Origin of the sequence: Streptomyces sp. WMMC1477 (assembly GCF_027460245.1) — a bacterium.
GTDB lineage: Bacteria > Actinomycetota > Actinomycetes > Streptomycetales > Streptomycetaceae > Streptomyces.
On sequence record NZ_JAPZBD010000003.1, the window covers coordinates 2,537,030 to 2,557,313 of the forward strand.

Sequence of the window (20,284 nt, forward strand, 5' to 3'; positions counted from 1 at the left end):
CGGCCCGGGACAACCGTACGGAGAGCGCATCATGACCACGAGCACGCGTGACACCGAGAGCAGGAACGGCTCCGCTCGCCGCGGGACCGGCGATCGGCAGCCGCACCTTTTTCCCCGACAGGCCACGCTTCGCACCATTCCCCGGCTGCAGGCCGGATACCGACACGACGTTCCGGCTGCCGTGGCGGCGGTGGCCAGGCTACGGCGCGAAGCCGGGCGGGACGTGTACTCCTCACCCACGGGTTGGGGGCTCGACCACCTGGAAGCTCTGACCCATCTGCGGGAGGAGCAGCGCCAGAGAGACGAGAAGCAGCACGAAGGGCAGCCCGCACCACAGCATGTCTCGTCGACCTACCGCGAACGGGCCGAGCGAGAGGCGGAGAGCCAGGATCAGGCGGTCCACCTCGCCGTGACCCTCTGGGCCCTGCACCAGCAATCACTGCGCGACGAACCGATGCATGTCTCCGGCTGGCCTCTCGGCCGCGCGGTACGTCGGCTGGCCCACGGCAAGACAGGTGTGCAGGACCCTCCAACGGCGCCCAACGCCTCTAGGGAGGGGGCAGAAGACAAGCGCGGGGATTCCGAACCGGTGGAGGAAATCAGCGCGACCGTGCGCAAACGCTTCGTGCGGATCGGCACCTCGACGGATCTCGAGACCCTCGGCGTCCGCCTGCGCGAGATGGTGCTACTGCTACGCGCCTCACGAATCCCCCTGGACTACGGCCTTCTCGCGGACCAGCTCTACCTGTGGCAGGACGAGAACCGCCGCGACGACGCCCGGCGCGCGTGGGGACGCGAGTTCCACTTCACCTACGGCAAGAACGGGGGCCGGGGAAGCGACGAGGGCAGCACACCGCCCCTGAACGAGGTGCCGCTGGACTTCACGAGCGCCGACGCGGGTGACTAGCCCGACCGCCAGACGATCACGCAGACGGCAACGCCCCGGCGATTCGGACCGGCACCCCCACATCAACGAAATCACCAGATGACCAGCAGAACGGAACCACGGTGACCCGAACCATCCTCGACATCCACATCCTCCAGACCGTTCCGCCCAGCAATCTCAACCGCGACGACACCGGCACCCCCAAGTCGGCCTACTTCGGTGGCGTCAGGCGGGCGCGCGTCTCCAGCCAGGCATGGAAACGGGCCACGCGGAAGGCGTTCAACGAACTCCTCCCGCCCGAGGAGCTCGGCGTCCGGACGAAGAAGGTGGCCGAAGCGCTGGCCGAGCAGGTCATCGCCTTGGACGACACGCTGGCGCCAGTCGCGGTGGAACTGTCCGCCGAGATGCTGAAGGTAGCGACCGGCTCCGCCATCGACGTGCCCAAGCGCAAGGCGAAGAACGACGACGGCTCCACCGCACCGGAGTCCTCGTACCTGATGTTCCTGAGCAGGAGGCAATTGGACGCCCTTGCCGAGCTGACCGTCGCGGGCAGCGGCCCCAACGGTGACGTGAAGGCTCTCAAGGAGCACCTCAAGAACAAGGAGAACAAGGCCCGGGCCCGGCAGGCGGTCGACACCCGGCACTCGGTGGACATCGCCCTCTTCGGGCGGATGGTCGCGGACGCCGCCGATCTCAACGTCGAGGCGGCGACGCAGGTGGCCCACGCCCTCAGCGTCCACAAGTCGGATATCGAGTCCGACTACTACACCGCCGTCGACGACCTCAACACCGACCAGGAGACCGGCGCCGGCATGATCGGCACCATCGACTTCAACTCCGCGACTCTTTACCGGTACGCGGCCCTGGACGTCGACGAGTTGCAGCGCAACCTGGGCAGCGGGCTCCGGGAGAATGAGGCACCGAGCACTCCGGTGGAGAAGGCGGTCAGCGCTTTCCTCGAAGCCTTCATCACCTCCCTGCCAACGGGAAAGATCAACACCTTCGGCAACCACACGCTGCCCTCCGCGGTGATCGTGAAGCTGCGCGACCGCCGGCCGGTCAGCTTCGTGGGGGCCTTCGAGAGGCCGGTACAGAAGAGCCCAGAAGGTGGCTTCCTGCAGAAGAGCTGCCAACGCCTCGCAGAGCACGTGCCGCACCTGGAGAAGCAGTACGGGCTGGAGGCGAAGGACTGCGGTTGGGTCTTCCGCGTGGGCGAGGAGACCGCAGCCCTCGCCGGACTCGGCCCCGAGGTAACGCTGAACGAGCTGCTGCGGGAAGTCGGGGAAGCGGTAGCACGGCGAGTGGGGTCCGGCACATGACCGTGCTGCTGCTGCGTCTGGCGGGGCCCCTGCAGTCCTGGGGCTCGGCTGCCCGTTTCGCCCGCCGCGGCACGGAGAATGCGCCCACCAAGAGCGGAGTGCTCGGACTCCTGGCCGCCGCCGAGGGCCGTCGGCGGGACGCCGACCTCTCGGACCTGGCGACCCTGCGGTTCGGCGTCCGCATCGACCAGCCCGGTTCGCAGCTGCGGGACTTCCACACCGCTCACCACGCCGACTCGGGCAAACCGATGCCACTGTCCGAACGGTTCTACCTCGCCGACGCGATGTTCGTCGCCGGAGTGGAGGGAGACACGGAGCTTCTCCGCAGCCTGCACCGGGCGCTGCTCGAGCCGCGCTTCCTGCCGTACCTCGGCCGCCGTTCCTGCCCGCCCTCCCGGCCCATCGACATGGGCCCTCCGCAGGAGGGGGTCTCTCTGGAGGACGCTCTGCGAGGCGCCGAGTGGGAACCCTCCCCGTGGTACCTCGACCAGCTCGAACGAACCGCGAGGCAAGGCGGTGGCCCAGTCGGCCCCGAATCGCTCGATCTCCTGATCGACTGTCCGCCAGGCGAAACCCCGCATCTCTCCCTCCGGGACACGCCGGTCAGCTTCGACCCGCGCCACCGGCAGTACGGCTTGCGGGGCATGCTCACCGAGCGGACCTCCGTCCCCCCGCCCCACGATCCGACCGCTGCCCTCCGTCCCGTCGACCCGCCCACCGGTGGCACGCCGGGGAGCTTCCCTAGGACCTCCTGATGTACCTGACGCGTTTTCGCATCAACGCCGCCCGAAACGGGGCTCGTCGGCTTCTCGGGTCCCCTCATTTCATGCACGGCGCCGTGAACATGGCCTTCCCCGACCTCCCGCCACGGGGCAGCGACGCGCCACGCGTACTGTGGCGGGTGGATCACCACACGTCGGGGCGGGCCGACCTCATCATGGTCAGCCCCGCCCGCCCCGATCTCACGCACCTCGTCGAACAAGCCGGCTGGCCCACGCTCGAAGAACCGGGATGGACCACCTTCGCCTACGGCGCATTCCTGGACGACCTTGCGGTGGGTGAAGTCTGGGCGTTCCGCCTCACGGCGAACCCGGTGCACCACACCCGCAAGCCCGGGCAGTCCCGCGAGACCAGAACGAAGCGGACCGCGCACCTGACCGCACCGCACCAGGTCCGCTGGCTGCTGCAACGGCAGGAGAGGGCTGGCTTCGAAGTGACGCGGAAGCCTGCCGACCGGCAACCAACCGACAGCGGAGACGAACACGAGGTGATCGTGCACAACAAGGCCCCCCTCCAGTTCCGGAGGCAGGGAGACGGCGGCCCGCGCCGAGACGTCCGCCTCGTCAGCGTCACGTTCGACGGTCGCCTACGGATCACCGATGTCGACGCCTTCCGTCATACCCTCACCCACGGTCTGGGAAAGGCCAAGGCATACGGCTGCGGTCTGATGACTCTGGCCCCGGTGCGATGACCACCGTCAGCCGCCGAAACGCCACATCGCCCCGCGACCTCGCCCGGATCGGTGGCCGGCTCTCGTTCGTCTACCTGGAGCGGTGCACCGTGCACCGCGACGACAACGCGATCACCGCCACCGACGCCGACGGCGTGACCCACATCCCGTCCGCCACCATCGGGACCCTGCTCCTCGGCCCCGGTACCCGGGTGACCCACCAGGCCATGTCCGTCCTCGGCGAATGCGGAGCCGGGGTCGTATGGGTGGGTGAGCGGGGCGTGCGCTTCTACGCCGGCGGACGAGCCCTCACTCGCTCCTCCGGCCTGATCGAAGCACAAGCCACCGCATGGGCGAACCGCCGCACCCGGCTGGAAGTCGCCCGCGCGATGTACCGCCTGCGCTTCCCCGACGAGGATCCCGCCGGGCGGACGCGCCAGGAGCTCCTGAGTATGGAGGGCCGCCGCCTCAAGGAGTGCTACCGCAAAGAATCGGCCCGCACGGGCGTGCCCTGGCGTCGCCGCGAATACCACCGCGACGACTTCTCCGCCGGGGACGCGCCAAACCAGGGAATCACAGCAGCCGCCCAGTGCATGTACGGCATCGCCCACGCAGTGGTCACTGCCCTCGGCTGCTCACCGGGACTGGGTTTCGTGCACTCCGGGCACGAGCGGTCCTTCGTCCTGGACGTGGCCGATCTGTACAAGACCGATGTCGCGATCCCCGCGGCGTTCGACGCCGCGGCAGAAGGCACTGAGGACGTGGCCACGCGCACCCGGCGGGCGCTACGGGACCGCATCCACCAGACCGGCCTGCTCGATCGCTGCGTGCGGGACATCAAGGCGCTGCTGAGGTACGGCGGGACCCGCGACACGACGGACTCCCAGGACAACATGACCCTGCTGACCGACGGCGACCGGCACGTCGCGAGCGGCCGCAACCACGAGGAACCCATCTGGTGACCGTCATCGTCCTCGCCAACTGCCCTGCGGGCCTGCGGGGCTTCCTCACCCGCTGGCTGCTGGAGATCTCCCCTGGCGTCTTTCTGGGTTCTCCCTCGGCCCGCGTACGGGACGTCCTGTGGGCCGAAGTCCGTCAGTACTCGGGCAAGGGACGCGCCCTGCTCGCCTACCAGACCAACAACGAGCAGGGCTTCACATTCAAGAGCCACGAACACGCCTGGCATCCCAGCGACCACGAGGGCCTGACTCTGATACACCGCCCGGACTCGGAACGTCCGCGTGACGAAACGGGAACCAAACGAACTCCGCGCCAGGGCTGGAGCAAAGCCGCCAAGCGGCGACGCTTCGGGAACCGGTAGCAGCGAGAGTCCTCACCGGCTACGCAGTGAAGGGAGTACCACCGAGAGGCGACGGAGCCTTTGGCCTGCTGTGGGGCTCACCTTCTGCGTCCACATCTGTTACCCGATCCGTGGCCACTCTGGAGAAGCGTGGTGAACACCAATACAAGCCTTACGCCCGATAATTCAACACGGTCACTTATGTCCAAATCTCTGCTAGTGAACGAAACGAGGCATCTCCCAACCTGAATCCGCTGGTCAGGTCCTGTGCTCCCCGCGCCTGCGGGGGTGGTCCCGCGACGCCGACCACGGCCGACATTCGCACCGTGTGCTCCCCGCGCCTGCGGGGGTGGTCCCTCTCGCTGCGTGAGGCCGCGTCGCTTACGGATGTGCTCCCCGCGCCTGCGGGGGTGGTCCCGAGTTCGGGAGGCCGGTGGAGACAGCTGATGTGTGCTCCCCGCGCCTGCGGGGGTGGTCCCGCCGTCCAGCCGGTCAGGCCGTTCGTGAAGTCGTGCTCCCCGCGCCTGCGGGGGTGGTCCCCCGGCCGCCGCGGCCTTCGAGATCGCCGATCAGTGCTCCCCGCGCCTGCGGGGGTGGTCCCCCGGCCGCCGCGGCCTTCGAGATCGCCGATCAGTGCTCCCCGCGCCTGCGGGGGTGGTCCCGGCGCCCCAGCGGGCCCCCGGAAGCGCAGCTTGTGCTCCCCGCGCCTGCGGGGGTGGTCCCTGGCCGACAGGAACGCCGAGCACCACGAGCAGGTGCTCCCCGCGCCTGCGGGGGTGGTCCTTCTGCCGTCTGCGTCACAGGAATTCCCTCCGAGTGCTCCCCGCGCCTGCGGGGGTGGTCCTTCGCCGGATGCACTCCCGGGGATTCCGGCACGGTGCTCCCCGCGCCTGCGGGGGTGGTCCTGCACATCGTGCGGTCCTCCGCACGCACGTAAAGTGCTCCCCGCGCCTGCGGGGGTGGTCCCTGGGCCGGTTGGTGACCGTGTTCGCTCCGCGAGTGCTCCCCGCGCCTGCGGGGGTGGTCCCCAGGGGGTTGACAGGGCGCGTGCCAGCGGACCGTGCTCCCCGCGCCTGCGGGGGTGGTCCCGGTGCGCCATGGTCACCGAGATACGTCGGCAGGTGCTCCCCGCGCCTGCGGGGGTGGTCCCCCTGCGCACTTCCCGGAGCCCTCCCCGGCGTTGTGCTCCCCGCCCTGCGGGGGTGGTCCCCCGGACCGGGTCGGCTACGACCCGGGTGGGTTGTGCTCCCCGCGCTTGCGGGGGTGGTCCCAGACGCTTGTCGGCTGTTGGGACGGTACCGGGTGCTCCCCGCGCCTGCGGGGGTGGTCCCGGCGGGCCATCGCGCCGCATCTGGGCATCGTGCCCCGGCAAGCGGGCCCTGGCCAGCGACTGGCCGTCGAAGTACGAACGGTCGGCGAAGGAAGTGGCAACATCCACCTCACGTCACAGCCGCAATTTCGGTGACCTGCGCCGAAGTGGCCTCGTCTGAGATGTACGAACGGTGCCCCACTGCTTACCGTCGGCTGTGTCATAACTCTGCCTGGACCTCGGCGCGTGCCACAACGCGCCATGAAGGGCGGTGATATGCGGGCACCAAAGGCGTCTTGCGACACAGCCCCAGGGGCGCCTGCGGCACAAAACCCAGCAGGTCAGACCCTATGCGCCGTCAGGACGCCGGGTGATTCCCAAGCTTATAGCGCGGGTTCGATTCCCGTCGCCCGCTCCACACAGAAGGCCCAGGTCAGCGACCTGGGCCTTACGCGTTGTGCAGACCACCACTGCCTCGCCTTGCTCACGCTTCAGGTGCGACGCGAGCGGCGGGAAGCGGGACGCGCGTCAACTCCCCGGGCCCGGGCCCCTGGCGCCCAGCAGGTTCCGCACGAGGCGCTCGTCCTCGGCGGACAACGAGGTGACGAAGCTCGTCAGAACGGCTCCTCGGTCCAGCTCGCCGTCCAGCACGCGGCGCATCCGCAAGGCGGCGAGCCCCGCTCCGTCCAGCGTCGAGGTCCACACGAACGACCGGCCCGCCCGCTCCCGCGTCACGGCGTTCTTCGCCAGGAGCCGGCTGAGGATGGTGATCACCGTCGTATAGGCGAGATCACCGCACAGGCGCTCCTGCACCCACGCCGCGGTCACCGGCCCGGGGGCCTGGTCCAGCGCGGTGAGCACCTGGCCTTCCAGCTCCCCCCGGCCCCTTCGACGAGGACGCTTCCGTCCGTCCGACACCCCGTGTTCCTCCAGTCGCGCGGCCACCCCGTAGCCCGGAGAGAGTAGCCGTCGGCCACACGTGCCGCTCGGAGTCGGGCCCGAGGGGGCGGTGCGGCGCCGCGCGCCTGCGGGATGCCGTGGGCGATGGCGTCCGCGGGGTGGCCGATCCGATGACGGCGATCTGGTCGTCCTGTTTCTACAGTCCTGTAGATTCTGTGTCGTCCGCCGCGTCCGGGACACAGCTCGGGGCGGACGGCCACCGCCGGAAGGTACGGACGGGGTTCCGCACCGCAGGTCAGGGGTACGCCTCCGGCCTGGTCGGCGTCGCGGCTGACGTCGGCCCCGGCGTCGACGTCCGAAACGCACATCCCACACCGCACAGCAAGGAACCGGCATGACGGCATCGGGTAAGGGCGAACCGGAGAAGAGCTCCTCGTCGGCCAAGGTGACGCTCACGAAGAGCGCGCCACGCATCTCTCTGGACAAGCCGCAGGCCGGCGGCGAGCTGTCCGTCAACCTGAACTGGAACGCCCGGTCCGGCGGCCCCGGGCAGGGCGCCAAGCGGGGCTTCCTGGGCAAGCTGCAGGCCGCGCTCCAGCCGGACCAGGGAATCGACCTCGACCTGGGCTGCCTGTGGGAGTTCGCGGACGGGTCCAAGGGCGTCGTCCAGGCCCTCGGCAACGCCTTCACCGCTCGGGACTCCGCCGGCCACACGGTGCTGTCCCTGGACGGCGACGACCGCTCCGGCGCCGCCGTCGCCGGGGAGAACCTCCGCCTCGACCTCGCACGGGTCGACGCCGTCCGCCGGATCCTGGTCTTCGCGCTCATCTATCAGGGCACCCCCAACTGGGCGCAGGCCCAGGGCGTGGTCACGCTCACGTCGCCCACGCACCAGGGCCCCGTCGAGGTGGTGCTGGACGAGGCGGACGAGCAGGCGCGGATCTGCGCGATCGCGCTCATCGAGAACACCGGCCAGGGGCTGTCGGTGCAGCGCGAGGTCCGGTATGTGCGCGGGGCGCAGCGTGCGTTGGACCAGGCCTACGGGTGGGGCCTGGACTGGACCCCGGGGCGCAAGTAGGCCGCGTAGTGGGCGGGCGCGTGCGGCCGGGATGGACGACCATGCGCCGACCGCAGCCGGATCCCACGGAGTTGACGATGACGGACGGCGAAGGCTCCCGTCGAAGCCTCCGGGGTTGATGACGACCCGAGCGTGAGGGCGCTGGTCGGAGGCCGCTTCGCAAGGGCTTCTCGGATCGGGAGGACGGCTGCCTCCGTCGTCCCCTCGACACCCGCGACGACGGACCCATCGGGAGCGCCGGCGGGGGGACGGCGGGAGCGCCGGCAGGGGGGACGGCGGGGGGTGGCCGACCACAGGGCAATCCGGCGGGCGCGCGGCGTCGAAGGGAGGGTGACAGCCGCCCTGGATGTGGACGTTCGCAGCGCAGCATCCGGCGGAACCGAGCCCACGTGGTCTGCTTCGGGCCCGTGGCCACCGGAAGGGAAGCCACTGTGATATCCCGAAACGTCACCCGGATCGCCGCACTCGCCGCGCTCCCCGCCGCGCTCGTCCTCGGAGCGTCCGTGCCCGCGTCGGCCGCCGAGGACCAGACGTACCAGATCGACCTGGAGACCCTGAACGACTCGGGTGCCAGCGCAACCGCGCTGGTGAGTCTGGACGGCACGGAGCTGACGGTGAAGATCCGGGGCACCGGCCTGGTGCCGAACGCACCGCACGCGCAGCACATCCACGGGTCCACTCAGGGGCGGGACTTCCACTGCCCCGAGCCCAGCGCGGACCAGGACGGGGACGGCATCGTCAGCACGGCCGAGGGCGTGCCCGACTACGGCGACGTCAACATCTCGCTGACCACCGAGGGCGACACCTCCAAGGAGAGCGGCCTGGCCGTCGACCGGTTCCCGAAGGCCGACGAGGACGGCAACCTCTCCTACGAGCGGACCATCACCGTCTCGCAGGACGTCGCGGACCACTTCAAGGACCTTCACCTCGTGCAGCACGGCATCGATGTGAACGGCAACGGGAAGTACGACGGCGAGGCGGGCAAGAGCTCGCTGGACGAGAAGCTGCCGCTGGAGGCCACCGCCCCGGCCAACTGCGGGATGGTGAAGGGCGCGTCGATCGGGGAGATGCCCGAGGGCGGCGTGGAGACGGGCACCGGACCGGGCGCTGACGCCGGTCGGAACGGCTCGGAGACGATGCTGGCCGTGGGCGGCGCCGGGCTGCTGGCCGCGGCCGCTGCCACGACCGTCGCCGTGCGGAACCGGCGCGGCGAGCGCGCGTGACCCGCGCCCTCTCCCGGTGGCCCCGGCCCGGCCGACGAGCCGGGCCGGCGGCCGCCGGGGTCCTCGCGGCGGTCTCCGTGGCCCTGGTGGTCGCGGGGCTGCCGCGCGGCACGGACGGGCCGCAGGGGATGCCCGCTCCGCCGGGTCCGGCGCAGACCGTGCCCGCGCCGGACGACCCGGCCGAGACGAAGGGCCGACGGGACGGCACGACGGTGGCGCCCATGGCCCGCTCCGTGCCCGCCACCCTCTCCGTACCCTCGCTCGGTCTCTCGTCGCCCTTGGAGAAGCTCGGCCGCGATGCCGACGGAGCGATGCGGACTCCGCGGGACACCGACCTGGCCGGCTGGTACGAGCCGGGGCCCACGCCGGGTGAGCAGGGGCCGGCCGTGATCGCGGGGCACGTCACCTGGGACGGGGAGCCTTCCGTCTTCTTCCGCCTGGGGGAACTGCGTTCGGGCGACGACGTCCTCGTGGAGCGGGCGGACGGCAGTACGGCCGAGTTCACCGTGACCCGGGTCGAGCAGTACGCCAAGGACGCGTTTCCCACGGTCGAGGTCTACCGCAACCTCGATCACGCGGGGCTGCGCCTGATCACCTGCGGTGGCGCCTACTCCCGGGAGGACAACCGGTACGCGGACAACGTCGTCGTCTACGCCGAGCTCACGGGGTCAGGCGGGCCCTGACGACGAGGTTGGCCCGGTAGGTGCGGCGTTCGGGATCCCAGTCGGCGCAGGTGACGAGCGTCAGCCGCGGCTCGGTGGTGGGGCCGTAGACGGCGTGGGAGGGAAAGGCGTCACGGCCGTGCACCGCGGTGCCGGTGACGGTGAACTCGGCGGCGGGGCCGCGCTCACGGTCGACCAGGACGCGGTCCCCCGGACGCAGGGCCCCCAGGCCGTGGAAGGCGGCGGGGCCGCTCTCGGAGTCCACGTGCCCGACGACGACCGCGTTCCCGTTCTGGCCCGGCGTGGGTGTGTGCGTGAACCAGCCGGCGTGGTCGGGGTCGTCCGGGAGGGCGATGGAGCCGTCGTCGTCCAGACCGACCGGGCGCGTCTCCACGTCCAGGCCGACGGCGGGCACGCGGACGCGCTGCGGCTGGGCCTGTGGGAGGGCTCGCGCCGGGGAGGCCGGCGGCGCGGCGCGTGGTGCGGTGGCCGCCGGAGTCGGCGGGAGCCGGGACGAAGCGGCGGTGGGGAGCCCGGAGACGACGAGAGCACATCCGATGGTGGCGCAGGCGGTGGCCGCCGCGGTGCAGGCACCGCGGCGGCCACCGAGCCGGATTCGGGGCACAACCGGCTCTCGCCTCAGTCGGCTCGGCCGGTGCGGCGGCGCAGGTAGAGGGCGCCTCCGGCGGCTGCCAACAGGCCGGCGCCGCCGGCGAGGGCCATCGTGTTGGCGCCGTCGGTCCCCTGGCTGCCGCCGAGGCCGCCCTTGACGGGTCCCTTGGCGGCCTTCATGAGCGGCCCGCAGAGCGCCGGGTTGGTCGCCTCGGCCGGGAGCTTCGGGTCGAGGTCCGAGGGCCCGAGGACGTTGTCGTACTTGCCGTTGCCGTTGACGTCGGTGCCGTGGACGACGACGACGGCGGTGCCGTTGCGCAGGCTCTTGGCTGCCTCTGCGCTGACCTTGATGGTCCGGTGGTAGTTCACCTTCGGCCCGACGGGGAAGCGGTCCACGGCCAGGCCGGAGTCGGGACTGGTGTCGCCCTTGGTCGTGAGTGAGGTTCCGATACCACCGTAGAAGGGCACGCCGTCGGTCGTGAAGACGGACTTCATCCCGTTGACGGTGCGGGCGGCCGAGGCGGGCGGGCACTGGCCCTTCGCCGCGATGTGGATGTGCTGAGCGTGCGGAGCCTTGGCCAGCAGACCTCGCGCGGTGAGGCTGACGGTGGCTTTGTGGCCCCTGAGCTTGACGGTGGCGGTGCCCGAGCCCTTGACCTTGCTGAAGGGCACCGGCTCCAGATGGGCCTGCAGGTGCACCGTGTCGTGCTTGCCCCCGCCGTCCGCGGAGGCGGTCGGCGCCAGGGCGACGCCGGGTGCGACCACGGCCACGGTGGCCAGGGCTGTGGCAGTCGTGCGGTTCATCATGTCTCTTTCCGCCGAGGGGAATGCGGCGCGCGACGGCGAGGGGCTCATGGGCGCGTCGCGGGATGGTCTGCACGCCGTGGGTGTCTCGACCGTCAGCCTGGGTCGGCCCCTCGTCCCCCGCCACCGCAGCGTGCCGCCCGGAGCCGCCACGCCTTCGACGACGCGTCCCTGGGGCCAGGTCAACTCCCCGCTGTCTGAGTCGGTTTGTGCCGCCGCGCTCACGATGCGCAGGTCGGCTCCACCCGTCCGCCCTCATCGCCTAGGCGGGTGACCCCCGTGGACGCTGGCGGTGCCGGCTCCGTCGTGGGTCAGCGTCGACAGGGAGGCCGCCGCGAGGTCCATGCGGAACAGGGTGCGCGGCGGTGCCTGGAGGGCGAGGCGGAGCAGGGTTCTGAGCCGGCCGACGTGGGAGACGACCAGAACCGTGGCTCCGGCGTGCCGGGCCACGAGACCGTCCCGTACGGCGGTGACCCGGCGGATGACCTGCCGCATGGTCTCGCCCTCGCCCGCCGCGGCGGGCGAGGGCGTCCGCTGTCGCCTGGGCTTGGCGGCGCCCGGCGGGGGAGAGTCCCGGGTTGGTTCCCCCGCTGCCGGAGAGCCGCCGTCGCGGGGTGAGCAGCGTCTCGCCGTGCCGCAGCAGTACGAGCGTCGTCACGTCGCTCACCGCGCGGTCGTCGCGAAGTGGTCGCGGACGGCGTCGGTCTGCTTCTCCATGACGTCGATGATGGCCTCGACGACCTTCAGGTCGGCGTCCTCGGCGATCTCCAGGATCCGCGACCACTCGAAGAAGCTGCGGGCCGGGTCGTTGGTGATGGGGCGTACGCGGATGGTGGCCTCGTAGCTCTCGACGCCGCTGGTGGGGGCGACCGCCCGGTAGGACTGGCTCTTGTCGATCTCGCTCCGGGCGGCGATCTCCTGCTGGACGAGGCCGCCGTTGAGGGTGAGGTTGAAGTCGTAGCGGGCGGGCACCTTCTCGACGGAGCCCCCTTCCGTCCAGGTGACGTCGGTGTGGATGTCCAGGTCGCCCGGGGAGACGATCTCCAGGATCTTCATGGCGTCGCGGACGGTCGCCCAGACGGTGTCAGGGTCGGCGTCGAGGACGGTGGAGTGGTACATGGTGTGCTTGCGCTGGATCGGCACGGGGTGCTCCTTCTTCTGGTGGTTGTCGGGCTGTTCGGCCCAGGGGCGGCCGGGGCGGCGGGCCGTGGCGGCCGGGGCGGCGGGCCGTGGCGGCCGAGGCGGCTATCGCGTGGGCTCCGGGGTCCCGCTCTTGGCGACGAGGTGGTTCCCGAGGACCAGGTAGTCGATCTCGGTGCCCAGGAAGCAGTTCAGGGCGTCGGTCGGCGTGCAGACGATGGGTTCGCCGGCGACGTTGAACGAGGTGTTGATCAGGCACGGGGTGTCGGTGAGTTCGGTGAACCTCCGCAGCAGCGCGGTGAGCCGCGGGGTGCCCTCGTCCGTCAGGGTCTGGATGCGGGAGGTGCCGTCCACGTGGACGGCACCGGGGATGCGGTCCCGGTACGCGTCGCGGACGGGGAAGACGAACGTCATGTACGGGGAGCTGGTCTTGCGCCCCATGTCGAAGATCTTCGGCGCCTGTTCCTCGAGGACGAGGGGGGGCGAACGGGCGGAACGGCTCGCGGTGCTTGACCCGGGTGTTGATGATGTCCTTGATGTCGGCGAAGCCGGGGTTGGCGAGGATGCTGCGATGCCCGAGCGCGCGCGGCCCGTGCTCGACGCGGCCGTCGAACCAGCCGATGACGACCTTGTCCGTCAGCAGCTTCGCCACCCGCTCGACGACCTCGTCCTCGTCCAGACGCGAGACGACGACGCGGCCGGTGAAGCCCTCCAGGGCCTCCTCGATCGCGGCCTCCTCGTAGGCCGGGCCCAGGTAGGGGCTGACGGGAGCGGGGGCGGCGAGGGCTTCCGCGGGCTCGGTGCCGGCGTGGTCGAGCCAGGCGTGGGCGGCGGCCCCGATGGTGATGCCGGTGTCGGAGGCGCCGAAGCTGACCTGCATGTCCTCGAAGCGGGAACCCTCGAACAGCGGGGTGTTGTTGAGGCAGTTCAGGGCGACGCCGCCCTCGAACAGCAGCCGGTCGAGATCCGTCCGGCCCTCAAGGTGGCGCACCTGGTGGGCGGTGGCGACGTTCAGCATCTGCTGCGCCGCGGCGGCGACGCGCGCCGTGTACGCGAGGGTGTCCTCGAAGGGCCCGAAGTACTCCTCGAACAGGGCGTCGTGGCTGTGGAGGTCGTTGGCCCGAAGGGGCTTGGCGAAGGTGTAGCGGCCGCCGTCGTGCAGCCTCAGCAGGTGGTCGACGAACGGGTTGGGGGTCGGGGCGTCGGTGTAGCCGGCCAGGCCCATCACCTTGTACTCGTCGTTGTTCGGGACGAAGCCGAGGAAGCGGGTGATGGTGGAGAACAGGGTGCCCATGGAGTACTCGGCACCGGTGACGGTCTCGTCGAAGACGGTGATCCGGCCGCCGCGGATCTCGCCCATCAGGGTCGAGAAGCGTTCGGCGCGGCCGTCGCTGACGAGGAACGCGGAGTCCTGCATGCCGGCGAGGTAGTAGCCGGTCGTGGCGTGGGCCAGGTGGTGGGGGACGAAGCGGACCTTGGCCGGGTCGGGACGGTGTCCGGTGCGGGCCTCGAAGTCCGCGAGGATCGCCTCGTGGCTGACGATCTGGTCGAACAGGTCGGCCATGTCGCCCAGGAGCCTGGTCCTGGCCGCCTCCGGCGCCGACGAGGCGCGGATGCCGTCCAGGGTCTCGTCGAGGATCCGGGTGGACCAGTCCCAGGGGAAGGCGAAGAGGTCGACGTCGTCGAAGGTGACTCCGGCTTCCCCGAGGCACCAGTCGACGGCGTGCGTGGGGAAGTCGGTGGTCTTCTTCTCCCGGTTGAGACGTTCCTCCTCCACGGCGGCGACCAGGCGGCCGTCGATCAGGAGTGCCGCGGCGGCGTCGTGGCCCAGCAGGTAGTGCTTGTTGACGCCGGTCGAGCCGAGGCGTTCGGAGAAGAACTCCGAGACCCGGGTGAATCCATTACATCCAAGAACAATCACGGCGTTCTTTCCTGTTCTGGGGCTACTTGGCGATCAGCAGGTCGCGGAGCTTCTCCCCGGCCGCGGGGGCCTGGCACAGGCCCGCGCCGGCGAATCCGGCCGCGTACAGGAAGCGGCGGGTGGGGTGTTCGCCGATGAAGGCGGTGTTGTTGGGGCTGGCGTCGAAGTCGCCGGACCAGGCGCGGTGCAGGCCGATGCCGTCCAGGGCGGGGAACAGGCTGCCGAGATGGCCGGCGATGCGCCCGAGCCAGGCCTCGCGCGACTCGTCGGCCTGGGGCGCGCCCATGGCGAGGAGCACGCGGTCCTTCCACGAGCGGATGCGCAGGCCGGAGGCGGCGTGCATCGTCATGGGCACATCGCGTCGCGGGGCGGGCGGGACGTCGGTGAACAGCATCTCGATCGCGTGGGGGGTCATCGGCAGGTCGACGGAGGCCAGGGAGGCCACCTCGCCGGACCAGGGGCCCGCCGTGCACACGACGCTGTCCGCGGTGACGGCGCCCTGCGGGGTGTGGACCGTGTTGTCGTCGTCGATGCGTGTGACGGGTGTGTGCGTGAACAGGCGGGCGCCGTGGTTGCGTGCGGCGGCGGCGTAACCGCGGACGATGTCGAGGCCGTCCACGTGGTACGCCTCGGGAGACCACGCGGCGGCCAGGACGGCGCGCTCGTCGACCAGCGGGTTGACTGCGGACGCCTCGCGCGCGCTGATCAGGTCGACGTGGACGCCGGCGGCCCGCTGGGCCTGATGACCGGTCTCGAAGTCGGCGATCTGCTGTGCGTCCGTGAACAGCACCAGGAACCCGAGCCGCTTCAGGGCGAGCGGGGCCGCGGTGTGGCGCGCGAAGTCGTGGTAGGCGTTCAGGCTGCGCACGGCCAGGTGCCCGGCGCGGGGGTCGCCGGGGAAGTAGGTGCGGACCATGCCCGCCGTGTGCGCGGACGCTCCGCCGCCGAGGCTTCCGCGCTCCAGCAGCACGGTGTCCACGCCTGCTTCGGCGAGGTGGTAGGCGGCGGAGGTTCCGATGACTCCCCCGCCGATGACGACGGCGTCGGCGCGGGCAGGCAGGGCGCTCAAGGTCTTCCTTCTCCTGTGGTGTGGGGTTCGGGTGGCGGGAACGAGTGCCCGCGTCGCCGTGTCCTCGGTGGGCTCCGCTCCGCGCGGGGCTACGCGCGCTCGGTGGCGCTCCGCCGGCGCGGGTGGGCTCCTCGCTCCCGCGGGTACGGCCGGAGGCTTCCCCGGCGGTGGAGGACACCGAGAACGACACCGGGGAAGCGCTGGGTGGGCTTCCCCGGGATGTCGGCGAGCGCCGGATCGCGGTCGTCGGGGTCAGCGGTGGCCGTGGTTCCGAGGTCGGGCCGGGGCATCGCGCTCGGACGGCCGGACAGCTTCTCGGACAAGGCGTTACCCGTTCGTCGGCGCGGCTTCTCCAACGAGTAGATCGCCAACAGCCCTCTCGCAGAAAGGCGTTGAAAACATGAACCTCGGGCAGCCTGACGGCCGGGGTTCGTGCGTTTCTACGAGAACCTCGACGGGCCGCCGGGCGTCACGGGACCCGGCCGCACCCGACGGGCACCGCGCATCCGACGGTCGGCGCCGCCGGGCGGGCGCTCGACGCGGCCGGGACGGCGCGTCGGCTCCGGGGTGAGCGGCGGAGGGGCGGTACGCCACCCGGAGGGCTGGGCGAAGGGTTCGACGACACCATTCTGTTCACGATTTCCTGAATTCAGATATTCGTGTATCGTCCTGGCCATGCTGACCCTCGCCACCGGGCTCGACGCCCTGACGCGGTTCGGCCGCGCGCTGGCCGACCCGATCCGCTGCCGCATCCTGCTCGCGCTCCGGGACGCCCCCGCCTACCCGGCCGAGCTCGCCGAGACGCTCGGCGTCTCGCGCACCCGGCTGTCGAACCACCTGGCCTGCCTGCGCGACTGCGGCATGGTCGTCGCCGTCCCCGACGGGCGCCGCACCCGCTACGAACTCGCCGACGAGCGCCTCGGCCACGCCCTGGACGACGTGCGCACCGCCGTGGTGGCCGTAGCGGCGGACCGCAGCTGCCGGGACGCCGACGAGCGGGGCTGCTGCTGATGGCCGCCGGGACGTCGATACCCCTCGGCCCCTCGTCGGCCCGACGGGAGGCGCTCGCCCGCCGGATACGCCTGCTCGTCGCCGCCACGATCGCCTACAACGCCGTCGAGGCGGTCGTCGCCATCACCGCCGGCGCGATCGCCTCCTCCACCGCGCTGATCGGCTTCGGGCTGGACTCGGTCGTCGAGGTCTCCTCGGCCGCCGCGGTCGCCTGGCAGTTCTCCGCGCCCGACCACGCCGCGCGGGAGGCCCGGGAGAAGAGGACGCTGCGGATCATCGCACTCTCGTTCTTCGCACTCGCCGCGTACGTCACCCTCGACGCCGTCCGTGCCCTCGCCGGCGCCGGGGAGGCGGAACGGTCGGTCCCCGGGATCGTGCTGGCCGCCCTCTCCCTCGCCGTCATGCCGTTCCTGTCCGCCGCGCAGCGCCGCGCGGGGCGCGAGCTCGGCTCCGCCAGCGCCGTCGCCGACTCCAAGCAGACCCTGCTGTGCACGTACCTGTCCGCCGTGCTGCTGGTCGGCCTGCTGCTCAACGCGACGCTCGGCTGGACCTGGGCCGACCCGGTCGCCGCGCTCGTCATCGCCACGGTCGCCGTCCGGGAAGGCCGCGACGCCTGGCGGGGCGAGGGCTGTTGCGCGGCCCCGACGGCGACCACGGCACCGGCGACGACCCCGGCGACGGCCCCCGCCTCGACCCGGCCGGAGGCCGAGGCCTGCGGCTGCCGGCCCGGCTGCGACTGCTGCACGTGACGCCGCGTGGGCACGCGTGGACCCCGGCACCGGTACCGGTGCCGGGGTCCACGCGTGCCGCCCCGACCGGAGGGCGACGGGCGCTCAGCGCTGGGTGGTGCTGTTGCACAGCGAGCGCGACCAGACGTAGCCCACGAGGCCGATCCCGGCGCACCAGGCGAGCGAGGTCCAGCCGTCGGCGCCGATCTCCGAGCCGGTGAGCAGGCCCCGCAGGGTCTCGGTCATCGGGGTGAAGGGCTGGTGCTCGGCGAACCAGCGCAGGCCCGGTGCCATCGAGTCGGCCGGCACGAACGCGGAGCCCAGGAAGGGCAGGAACTGCACCAGCAGGGGCTTGTTGCTCGCGGACTCGACGGTCTTGGAGATCAGCCCGAGCGCCGCCGACAGCCAGGTCACCGCGAAGGCGACGGCACCGAGGAGGCCGGCCGCGGCCAGCCACTCCAGCGGGCTCGCGTCCGGCCGGAACCCGACGGCGAGCGCGACCGCCAGGACCAGGCACAGGCACAGCATCGTCTGGATGACGCTGCCGGTGACGTGCCCCGTCATGAACGACGACCGGGTGATGTTCATGGTGCGGAAGCGGTTGATGATGCCCTCGGTCATGTCGGAGCAGACCGCGATCGAGGTCGACATCGCGCCCGCGGCCACGCCCATGACGATGATGCCGGGGGTCAGGTACTCCAGGTAGGCGTCCCGGCCGCCGCCGCCCGTCCCGGCGCCGAGCGAGCTTCCGATCGAGTCGCCGAAGGCGTACACGAACAGGAGCAGCATCAGGATCGGCGTCATGGCGCTGCCGAGCCCCACGGCCGGGTAGCGGACGGCGTGCCTGAGGTTGCGCCGCAGCATGGTCGTCGAGTCGTGTACGGCATGGGTGAGCGTGAGCGTGCTCATCGCGGGGTCTCCTTGACGTGGGACGGGGTGACGCCGGTGCCGTCGCCGGTCAGGGCGAGGAACACGTCGTCCAGGTCGGGCGTGTGCACGGAGAGGTCGGCGGCCCGGATTCCGGCGGCGTCGAGCCGGTCGAGCAGCGTGCGCAGGGCGTCGAGCCCGCCGTCGCCCGCCACGCGCAGGGCGAGGTCCTCCTCGTCGCGGGCCGCGCCGGGGAAGGCGGCGGCCGCGCGCTCGTACTCGGTGGTGTGGGTGAACCGCAGCCGTACGTGGCGGCCGGGGATGCGCGCCTTCAGCTCGTCGGCGGTGCCCTCGGCGACGATCCGGCCGCCGTCGAGCACGGCGATCCGGTCGGCCAGCTGGTCGGCCTCCTCCAGGTACTGGGTGGTGAGGAAGACGGTGGTACCGCCCGCGACGAGCGAGCGCACCGTGTCCCACATGGTGCGTCGGCTGCGCGGGTCGAGCCCCGTCGTCGGCTCGTCCAGGAAGATCACCTGGGGGGCGCCGACCAGCGTCATGGCGATGTCGAGCCGACGCCGCATGCCGCCGGAGAACGTCGCGGCCCGTTTGTGCGCGACGTCCGCGATGTCGAACCGCTCCAGCAACTCCCTTGTGCGGGAGCGTCCTTCGCGCTTGCCGAGACGGAGCAGGTCGGCCATGAGGAGCAGGTTCTCCTCGGCGGTGAGCAGGTCGTCGAGGGCGGCGAACTGCCCCGTGACCCCGATCGCGGCGCGCACGCGGTCCGGTGACGTGGCGACGTCGTGGCCCGCGACCTGGGCCTGTCCGCCGTCGGCCGCGACGAGGGTGGACAGGATCTGCACGGTGGTGGTCTTGCCGGCGCCGTTCGGTCCCAGCAGCGCGAAGACCGAGCCGGCCGGGATGCGCAGGTCGATGCCGTCGAGGACGGTCTTGTCCCCGTAGGACTTGCGCAGGTCGGCGGTGGAGACGGCGGCGGGCACCGGGTGACCACCCTCTCGAATGGATGTGGACATGACAGACAAGGCTATAGGGCCCTCCGTGAGAAGGCTGACGTGGACGGAAGTGAGGGGTGCGTGGGGGGCGGGGAGAAGGAGCGCGGACCCCGGGGTTCCGCGGCGCTCAGGCCCTGGCGCGGAGGACGTCGATGTTGCCGTGGCGGGTGCGGGCGCGGACCGTGACGGTGTCCTCGGCCTTCCCGGGGTCCGCGGACTCGGTGAGCGTGTTGCGCACCTGGCCCGAGCCCGAGCTGACGTCGAGCCAGGCGGCCGTGCCCTCCCGGACGCCGACCTCGATGGCGCCGTACGCGGTCTCCAGCTGGACCGTGCCGCGGGCCACCTCGCCCACCCGCAGCGTGCCGTGCGCGGTGGTGGCGGTGACCGAGTCCTCGGCGCGCCGGATCTCGATGTCGCCGTTGGCGCCGCTGACCCGCAGCTCGCCCGTCGCGACGCCGACGGTCGTGGTGCCGTGCGAGTTCTTCAGCAGCGCGGCGCCGTCGACGAGCCCGACGCGCAGGCTGCCGGAGCTGGTGGTGATCTCGGCCGCGCCCTCGACCCGGTCCACGGTGATCGAGCCGTGCGACGCGGTCAGCCTGAGCGGGCCGGTGGTGTCGAGGCGGACGTCGCCGGACGAGGTCTTGACGCGGACCTCGCCGAGCCGGCCCTCACCGAGCACCTGGGTCCAGGCGCCGGTCGTGTCGACGGCCGAACCCGCGGGCAGCTCGACCGCCACGTCGACCGTGCCGGTACGGCCGAACAGGCCGGCCTTGGGCGTCCTGACGGTCAGCACGCCGCCCGCGAGGGCGACGTCGGTCTGGTCGGCCGCCCGCCGGTCCGCGTCCTTCTCCGGGTCGCGGGGGCGGACGTCGACGACGGTGTCGTGGCGCTCGTCGGCGGTGAACCGGATGGACCCGGCCTCCACGCACACCGTGGCCGTGATCGGTTCGGGGGTGTCGAAAGAAGGCATGACTGTCCCGTCCTCCTGGGTCTTC

General features: G+C 71.6%; 21 protein-coding genes, 2 pseudogenes and 1 CRISPR repeat array. Of the genes and pseudogenes, 11 read left to right on the forward strand and 12 right to left on the reverse strand.

Annotated features, from left to right (window positions below; translation table 11 throughout):
- The first annotated feature begins 31 nt into the window (after positions 1-31).
- From casB to cas2e, 6 genes are all read left to right on the forward strand, one after another.
- Entirely contained in the window at positions 32-907 is an 876-nt protein-coding gene (casB, locus tag O7609_RS11695) for a type I-E CRISPR-associated protein Cse2/CasB (protein ID WP_269743545.1), read from the forward strand.
- Positions 908-1,008: 101 nt separating this feature from the next.
- Entirely contained in the window at positions 1,009-2,205 is a 1,197-nt protein-coding gene (gene cas7e / locus O7609_RS11700; protein WP_269743546.1) for a type I-E CRISPR-associated protein Cas7/Cse4/CasC, read from the forward strand.
- A complete protein-coding gene (gene cas5e, locus O7609_RS11705; protein ID WP_269743547.1) occupies positions 2,202-2,960 on the forward strand; it encodes a type I-E CRISPR-associated protein Cas5/CasD in 759 nt (252 codons plus the stop codon). The genes cas7e and cas5e overlap by 4 nt, the downstream gene beginning before the upstream one ends.
- Positions 2,960-3,676, forward strand: a complete 717-nt coding sequence (gene cas6e / locus O7609_RS11710) for a type I-E CRISPR-associated protein Cas6/Cse3/CasE (RefSeq protein ID WP_269743548.1) — start codon at positions 2,960-2,962, stop codon at positions 3,674-3,676. The genes cas5e and cas6e overlap by 1 nt, the downstream gene beginning before the upstream one ends.
- Entirely contained in the window at positions 3,673-4,617 is a 945-nt protein-coding gene (cas1e, locus tag O7609_RS11715) for a type I-E CRISPR-associated endonuclease Cas1e (protein WP_269743549.1), read from the forward strand. Before cas6e ends, cas1e begins: the two co-directional genes overlap by 4 nt.
- Positions 4,614-4,976: a type I-E CRISPR-associated endoribonuclease Cas2e gene (gene cas2e, locus O7609_RS11720; protein WP_269743550.1), complete on the forward strand. Its 363-nt coding sequence runs from the start codon at positions 4,614-4,616 to the stop codon at positions 4,974-4,976. Before cas1e ends, cas2e begins: the two co-directional genes overlap by 4 nt.
- A gap of 246 nt (positions 4,977-5,222) precedes the next feature.
- Positions 5,223-6,106: direct repeats of the CRISPR family, unit length 29 nt; unit sequence GTGCTCCCCGCGCCTGCGGGGGTGGTCCC.
- A gap of 686 nt (positions 6,107-6,792) precedes the next feature.
- Here the strand turns inward: cas2e and O7609_RS11725 are convergent.
- Positions 6,793-7,182 carry a BlaI/MecI/CopY family transcriptional regulator gene (locus O7609_RS11725; RefSeq protein ID WP_269734880.1) on the reverse strand — a complete coding sequence of 130 codons (390 nt, stop codon included), beginning with the start codon at positions 7,180-7,182 and terminating at the stop codon, positions 6,793-6,795.
- A 376-nt stretch (positions 7,183-7,558) separates the two neighbouring features.
- On the opposite strand from O7609_RS11725, the gene O7609_RS11730 reads away from it, so the two are divergent.
- The 3 genes from O7609_RS11730 to O7609_RS11740 all read left to right on the forward strand — a co-directional run bounded on the left by O7609_RS11730 (position 7,559) and on the right by O7609_RS11740 (position 10,148).
- Positions 7,559-8,242 (forward strand): hypothetical protein, encoded by a 684-nt coding sequence (locus O7609_RS11730; RefSeq protein ID WP_269743551.1) that lies wholly within the window; start codon positions 7,559-7,561, stop codon positions 8,240-8,242.
- A 431-nt stretch (positions 8,243-8,673) separates the two neighbouring features.
- A complete protein-coding gene (locus O7609_RS11735) occupies positions 8,674-9,465 on the forward strand; it encodes a hypothetical protein (protein ID WP_269734882.1) in 792 nt (263 codons plus the stop codon).
- Entirely contained in the window at positions 9,462-10,148 is a 687-nt protein-coding gene (locus O7609_RS11740; RefSeq protein ID WP_269734883.1) for a class F sortase, read from the forward strand. Before O7609_RS11735 ends, O7609_RS11740 begins: the two co-directional genes overlap by 4 nt.
- Here O7609_RS11740 and O7609_RS11745 read toward each other — a convergent pair.
- From O7609_RS11745 to O7609_RS11770, 8 genes and pseudogenes are all read right to left on the reverse strand, one after another.
- Entirely contained in the window at positions 10,126-10,752 is a 627-nt protein-coding gene (locus O7609_RS11745) for a sortase domain-containing protein (RefSeq protein ID WP_269743552.1), read from the reverse strand. The two genes, O7609_RS11740 and O7609_RS11745, sit on opposite strands and share 23 nt — an antisense overlap.
- Positions 10,753-10,766: 14 nt before the next feature.
- Positions 10,767-11,543 (reverse strand): hypothetical protein, encoded by a 777-nt coding sequence (locus O7609_RS11750; protein ID WP_269743553.1) that lies wholly within the window; start codon positions 11,541-11,543, stop codon positions 10,767-10,769.
- Between the two features lie 255 nt (positions 11,544-11,798).
- The gene (locus O7609_RS24730) at positions 11,799-12,038 is read right to left on the reverse strand and encodes a histidine phosphatase family protein (RefSeq protein ID WP_443072096.1); all 240 of its coding nucleotides are present in this window, start codon (positions 12,036-12,038) and stop codon (positions 11,799-11,801) included.
- A 79-nt stretch (positions 12,039-12,117) separates the two neighbouring features.
- Positions 12,118-12,210: pseudogene (locus O7609_RS24735) on the reverse strand (histidine phosphatase family protein); the annotation flags it as partial.
- On the reverse strand, positions 12,207-12,686 hold the full coding sequence (locus tag O7609_RS11760; RefSeq protein WP_269743554.1) for an SRPBCC family protein: 480 nt from the start codon (positions 12,684-12,686) through the stop codon (positions 12,207-12,209). The gene O7609_RS11760 and the pseudogene O7609_RS24735, both read right to left, overlap by 4 nt.
- 102 nt (positions 12,687-12,788) lie before the next feature.
- A complete protein-coding gene (locus tag O7609_RS24610) occupies positions 12,789-13,124 on the reverse strand; it encodes a carbamoyltransferase C-terminal domain-containing protein (protein WP_332330061.1) in 336 nt (111 codons plus the stop codon).
- A gap of 94 nt (positions 13,125-13,218) precedes the next feature.
- Positions 13,219-14,604 (reverse strand): annotated as a pseudogene (locus O7609_RS11765) (carbamoyltransferase N-terminal domain-containing protein); the annotation flags it as partial.
- 22 nt (positions 14,605-14,626) lie between these two features.
- Positions 14,627-15,673, reverse strand: coding sequence for an NAD(P)/FAD-dependent oxidoreductase (locus O7609_RS11770; protein ID WP_269734888.1), 1,047 nt, complete (start codon positions 15,671-15,673; stop codon positions 14,627-14,629).
- A 675-nt stretch (positions 15,674-16,348) separates the two neighbouring features.
- Between O7609_RS11770 and O7609_RS11775 the strand changes: the two genes are divergently transcribed.
- Together O7609_RS11775 and O7609_RS11780 are read left to right on the forward strand one after the other, a co-directional pair.
- A complete protein-coding gene (locus O7609_RS11775) occupies positions 16,349-16,684 on the forward strand; it encodes an ArsR/SmtB family transcription factor (RefSeq protein WP_269734889.1) in 336 nt (111 codons plus the stop codon).
- The gene (locus tag O7609_RS11780; RefSeq protein ID WP_269743555.1) at positions 16,684-17,433 is read left to right on the forward strand and encodes a cation transporter; all 750 of its coding nucleotides are present in this window, start codon (positions 16,684-16,686) and stop codon (positions 17,431-17,433) included. The genes O7609_RS11775 and O7609_RS11780 overlap by 1 nt, the downstream gene beginning before the upstream one ends.
- A gap of 84 nt (positions 17,434-17,517) precedes the next feature.
- Here the strand turns inward: O7609_RS11780 and O7609_RS11785 are convergent, their stop codons facing one another.
- The 3 genes from O7609_RS11785 to O7609_RS11795 all read right to left on the reverse strand — a co-directional run bounded on the left by O7609_RS11785 (position 17,518) and on the right by O7609_RS11795 (position 20,259).
- On the reverse strand, positions 17,518-18,321 hold the full coding sequence (locus tag O7609_RS11785) for an ABC transporter permease (protein ID WP_269743556.1): 804 nt from the start codon (positions 18,319-18,321) through the stop codon (positions 17,518-17,520).
- Positions 18,318-19,310 (reverse strand): ATP-binding cassette domain-containing protein, encoded by a 993-nt coding sequence (locus O7609_RS11790; protein ID WP_269743557.1) that lies wholly within the window; start codon positions 19,308-19,310, stop codon positions 18,318-18,320. Before O7609_RS11790 ends, O7609_RS11785 begins: the two co-directional genes overlap by 4 nt.
- Positions 19,311-19,416: 106 nt before the next feature.
- The gene (locus O7609_RS11795; RefSeq protein ID WP_269743558.1) at positions 19,417-20,259 is read right to left on the reverse strand and encodes a DUF4097 family beta strand repeat-containing protein; all 843 of its coding nucleotides are present in this window, start codon (positions 20,257-20,259) and stop codon (positions 19,417-19,419) included.
- Between the last annotated feature and the right edge of the window lie 25 nt (positions 20,260-20,284).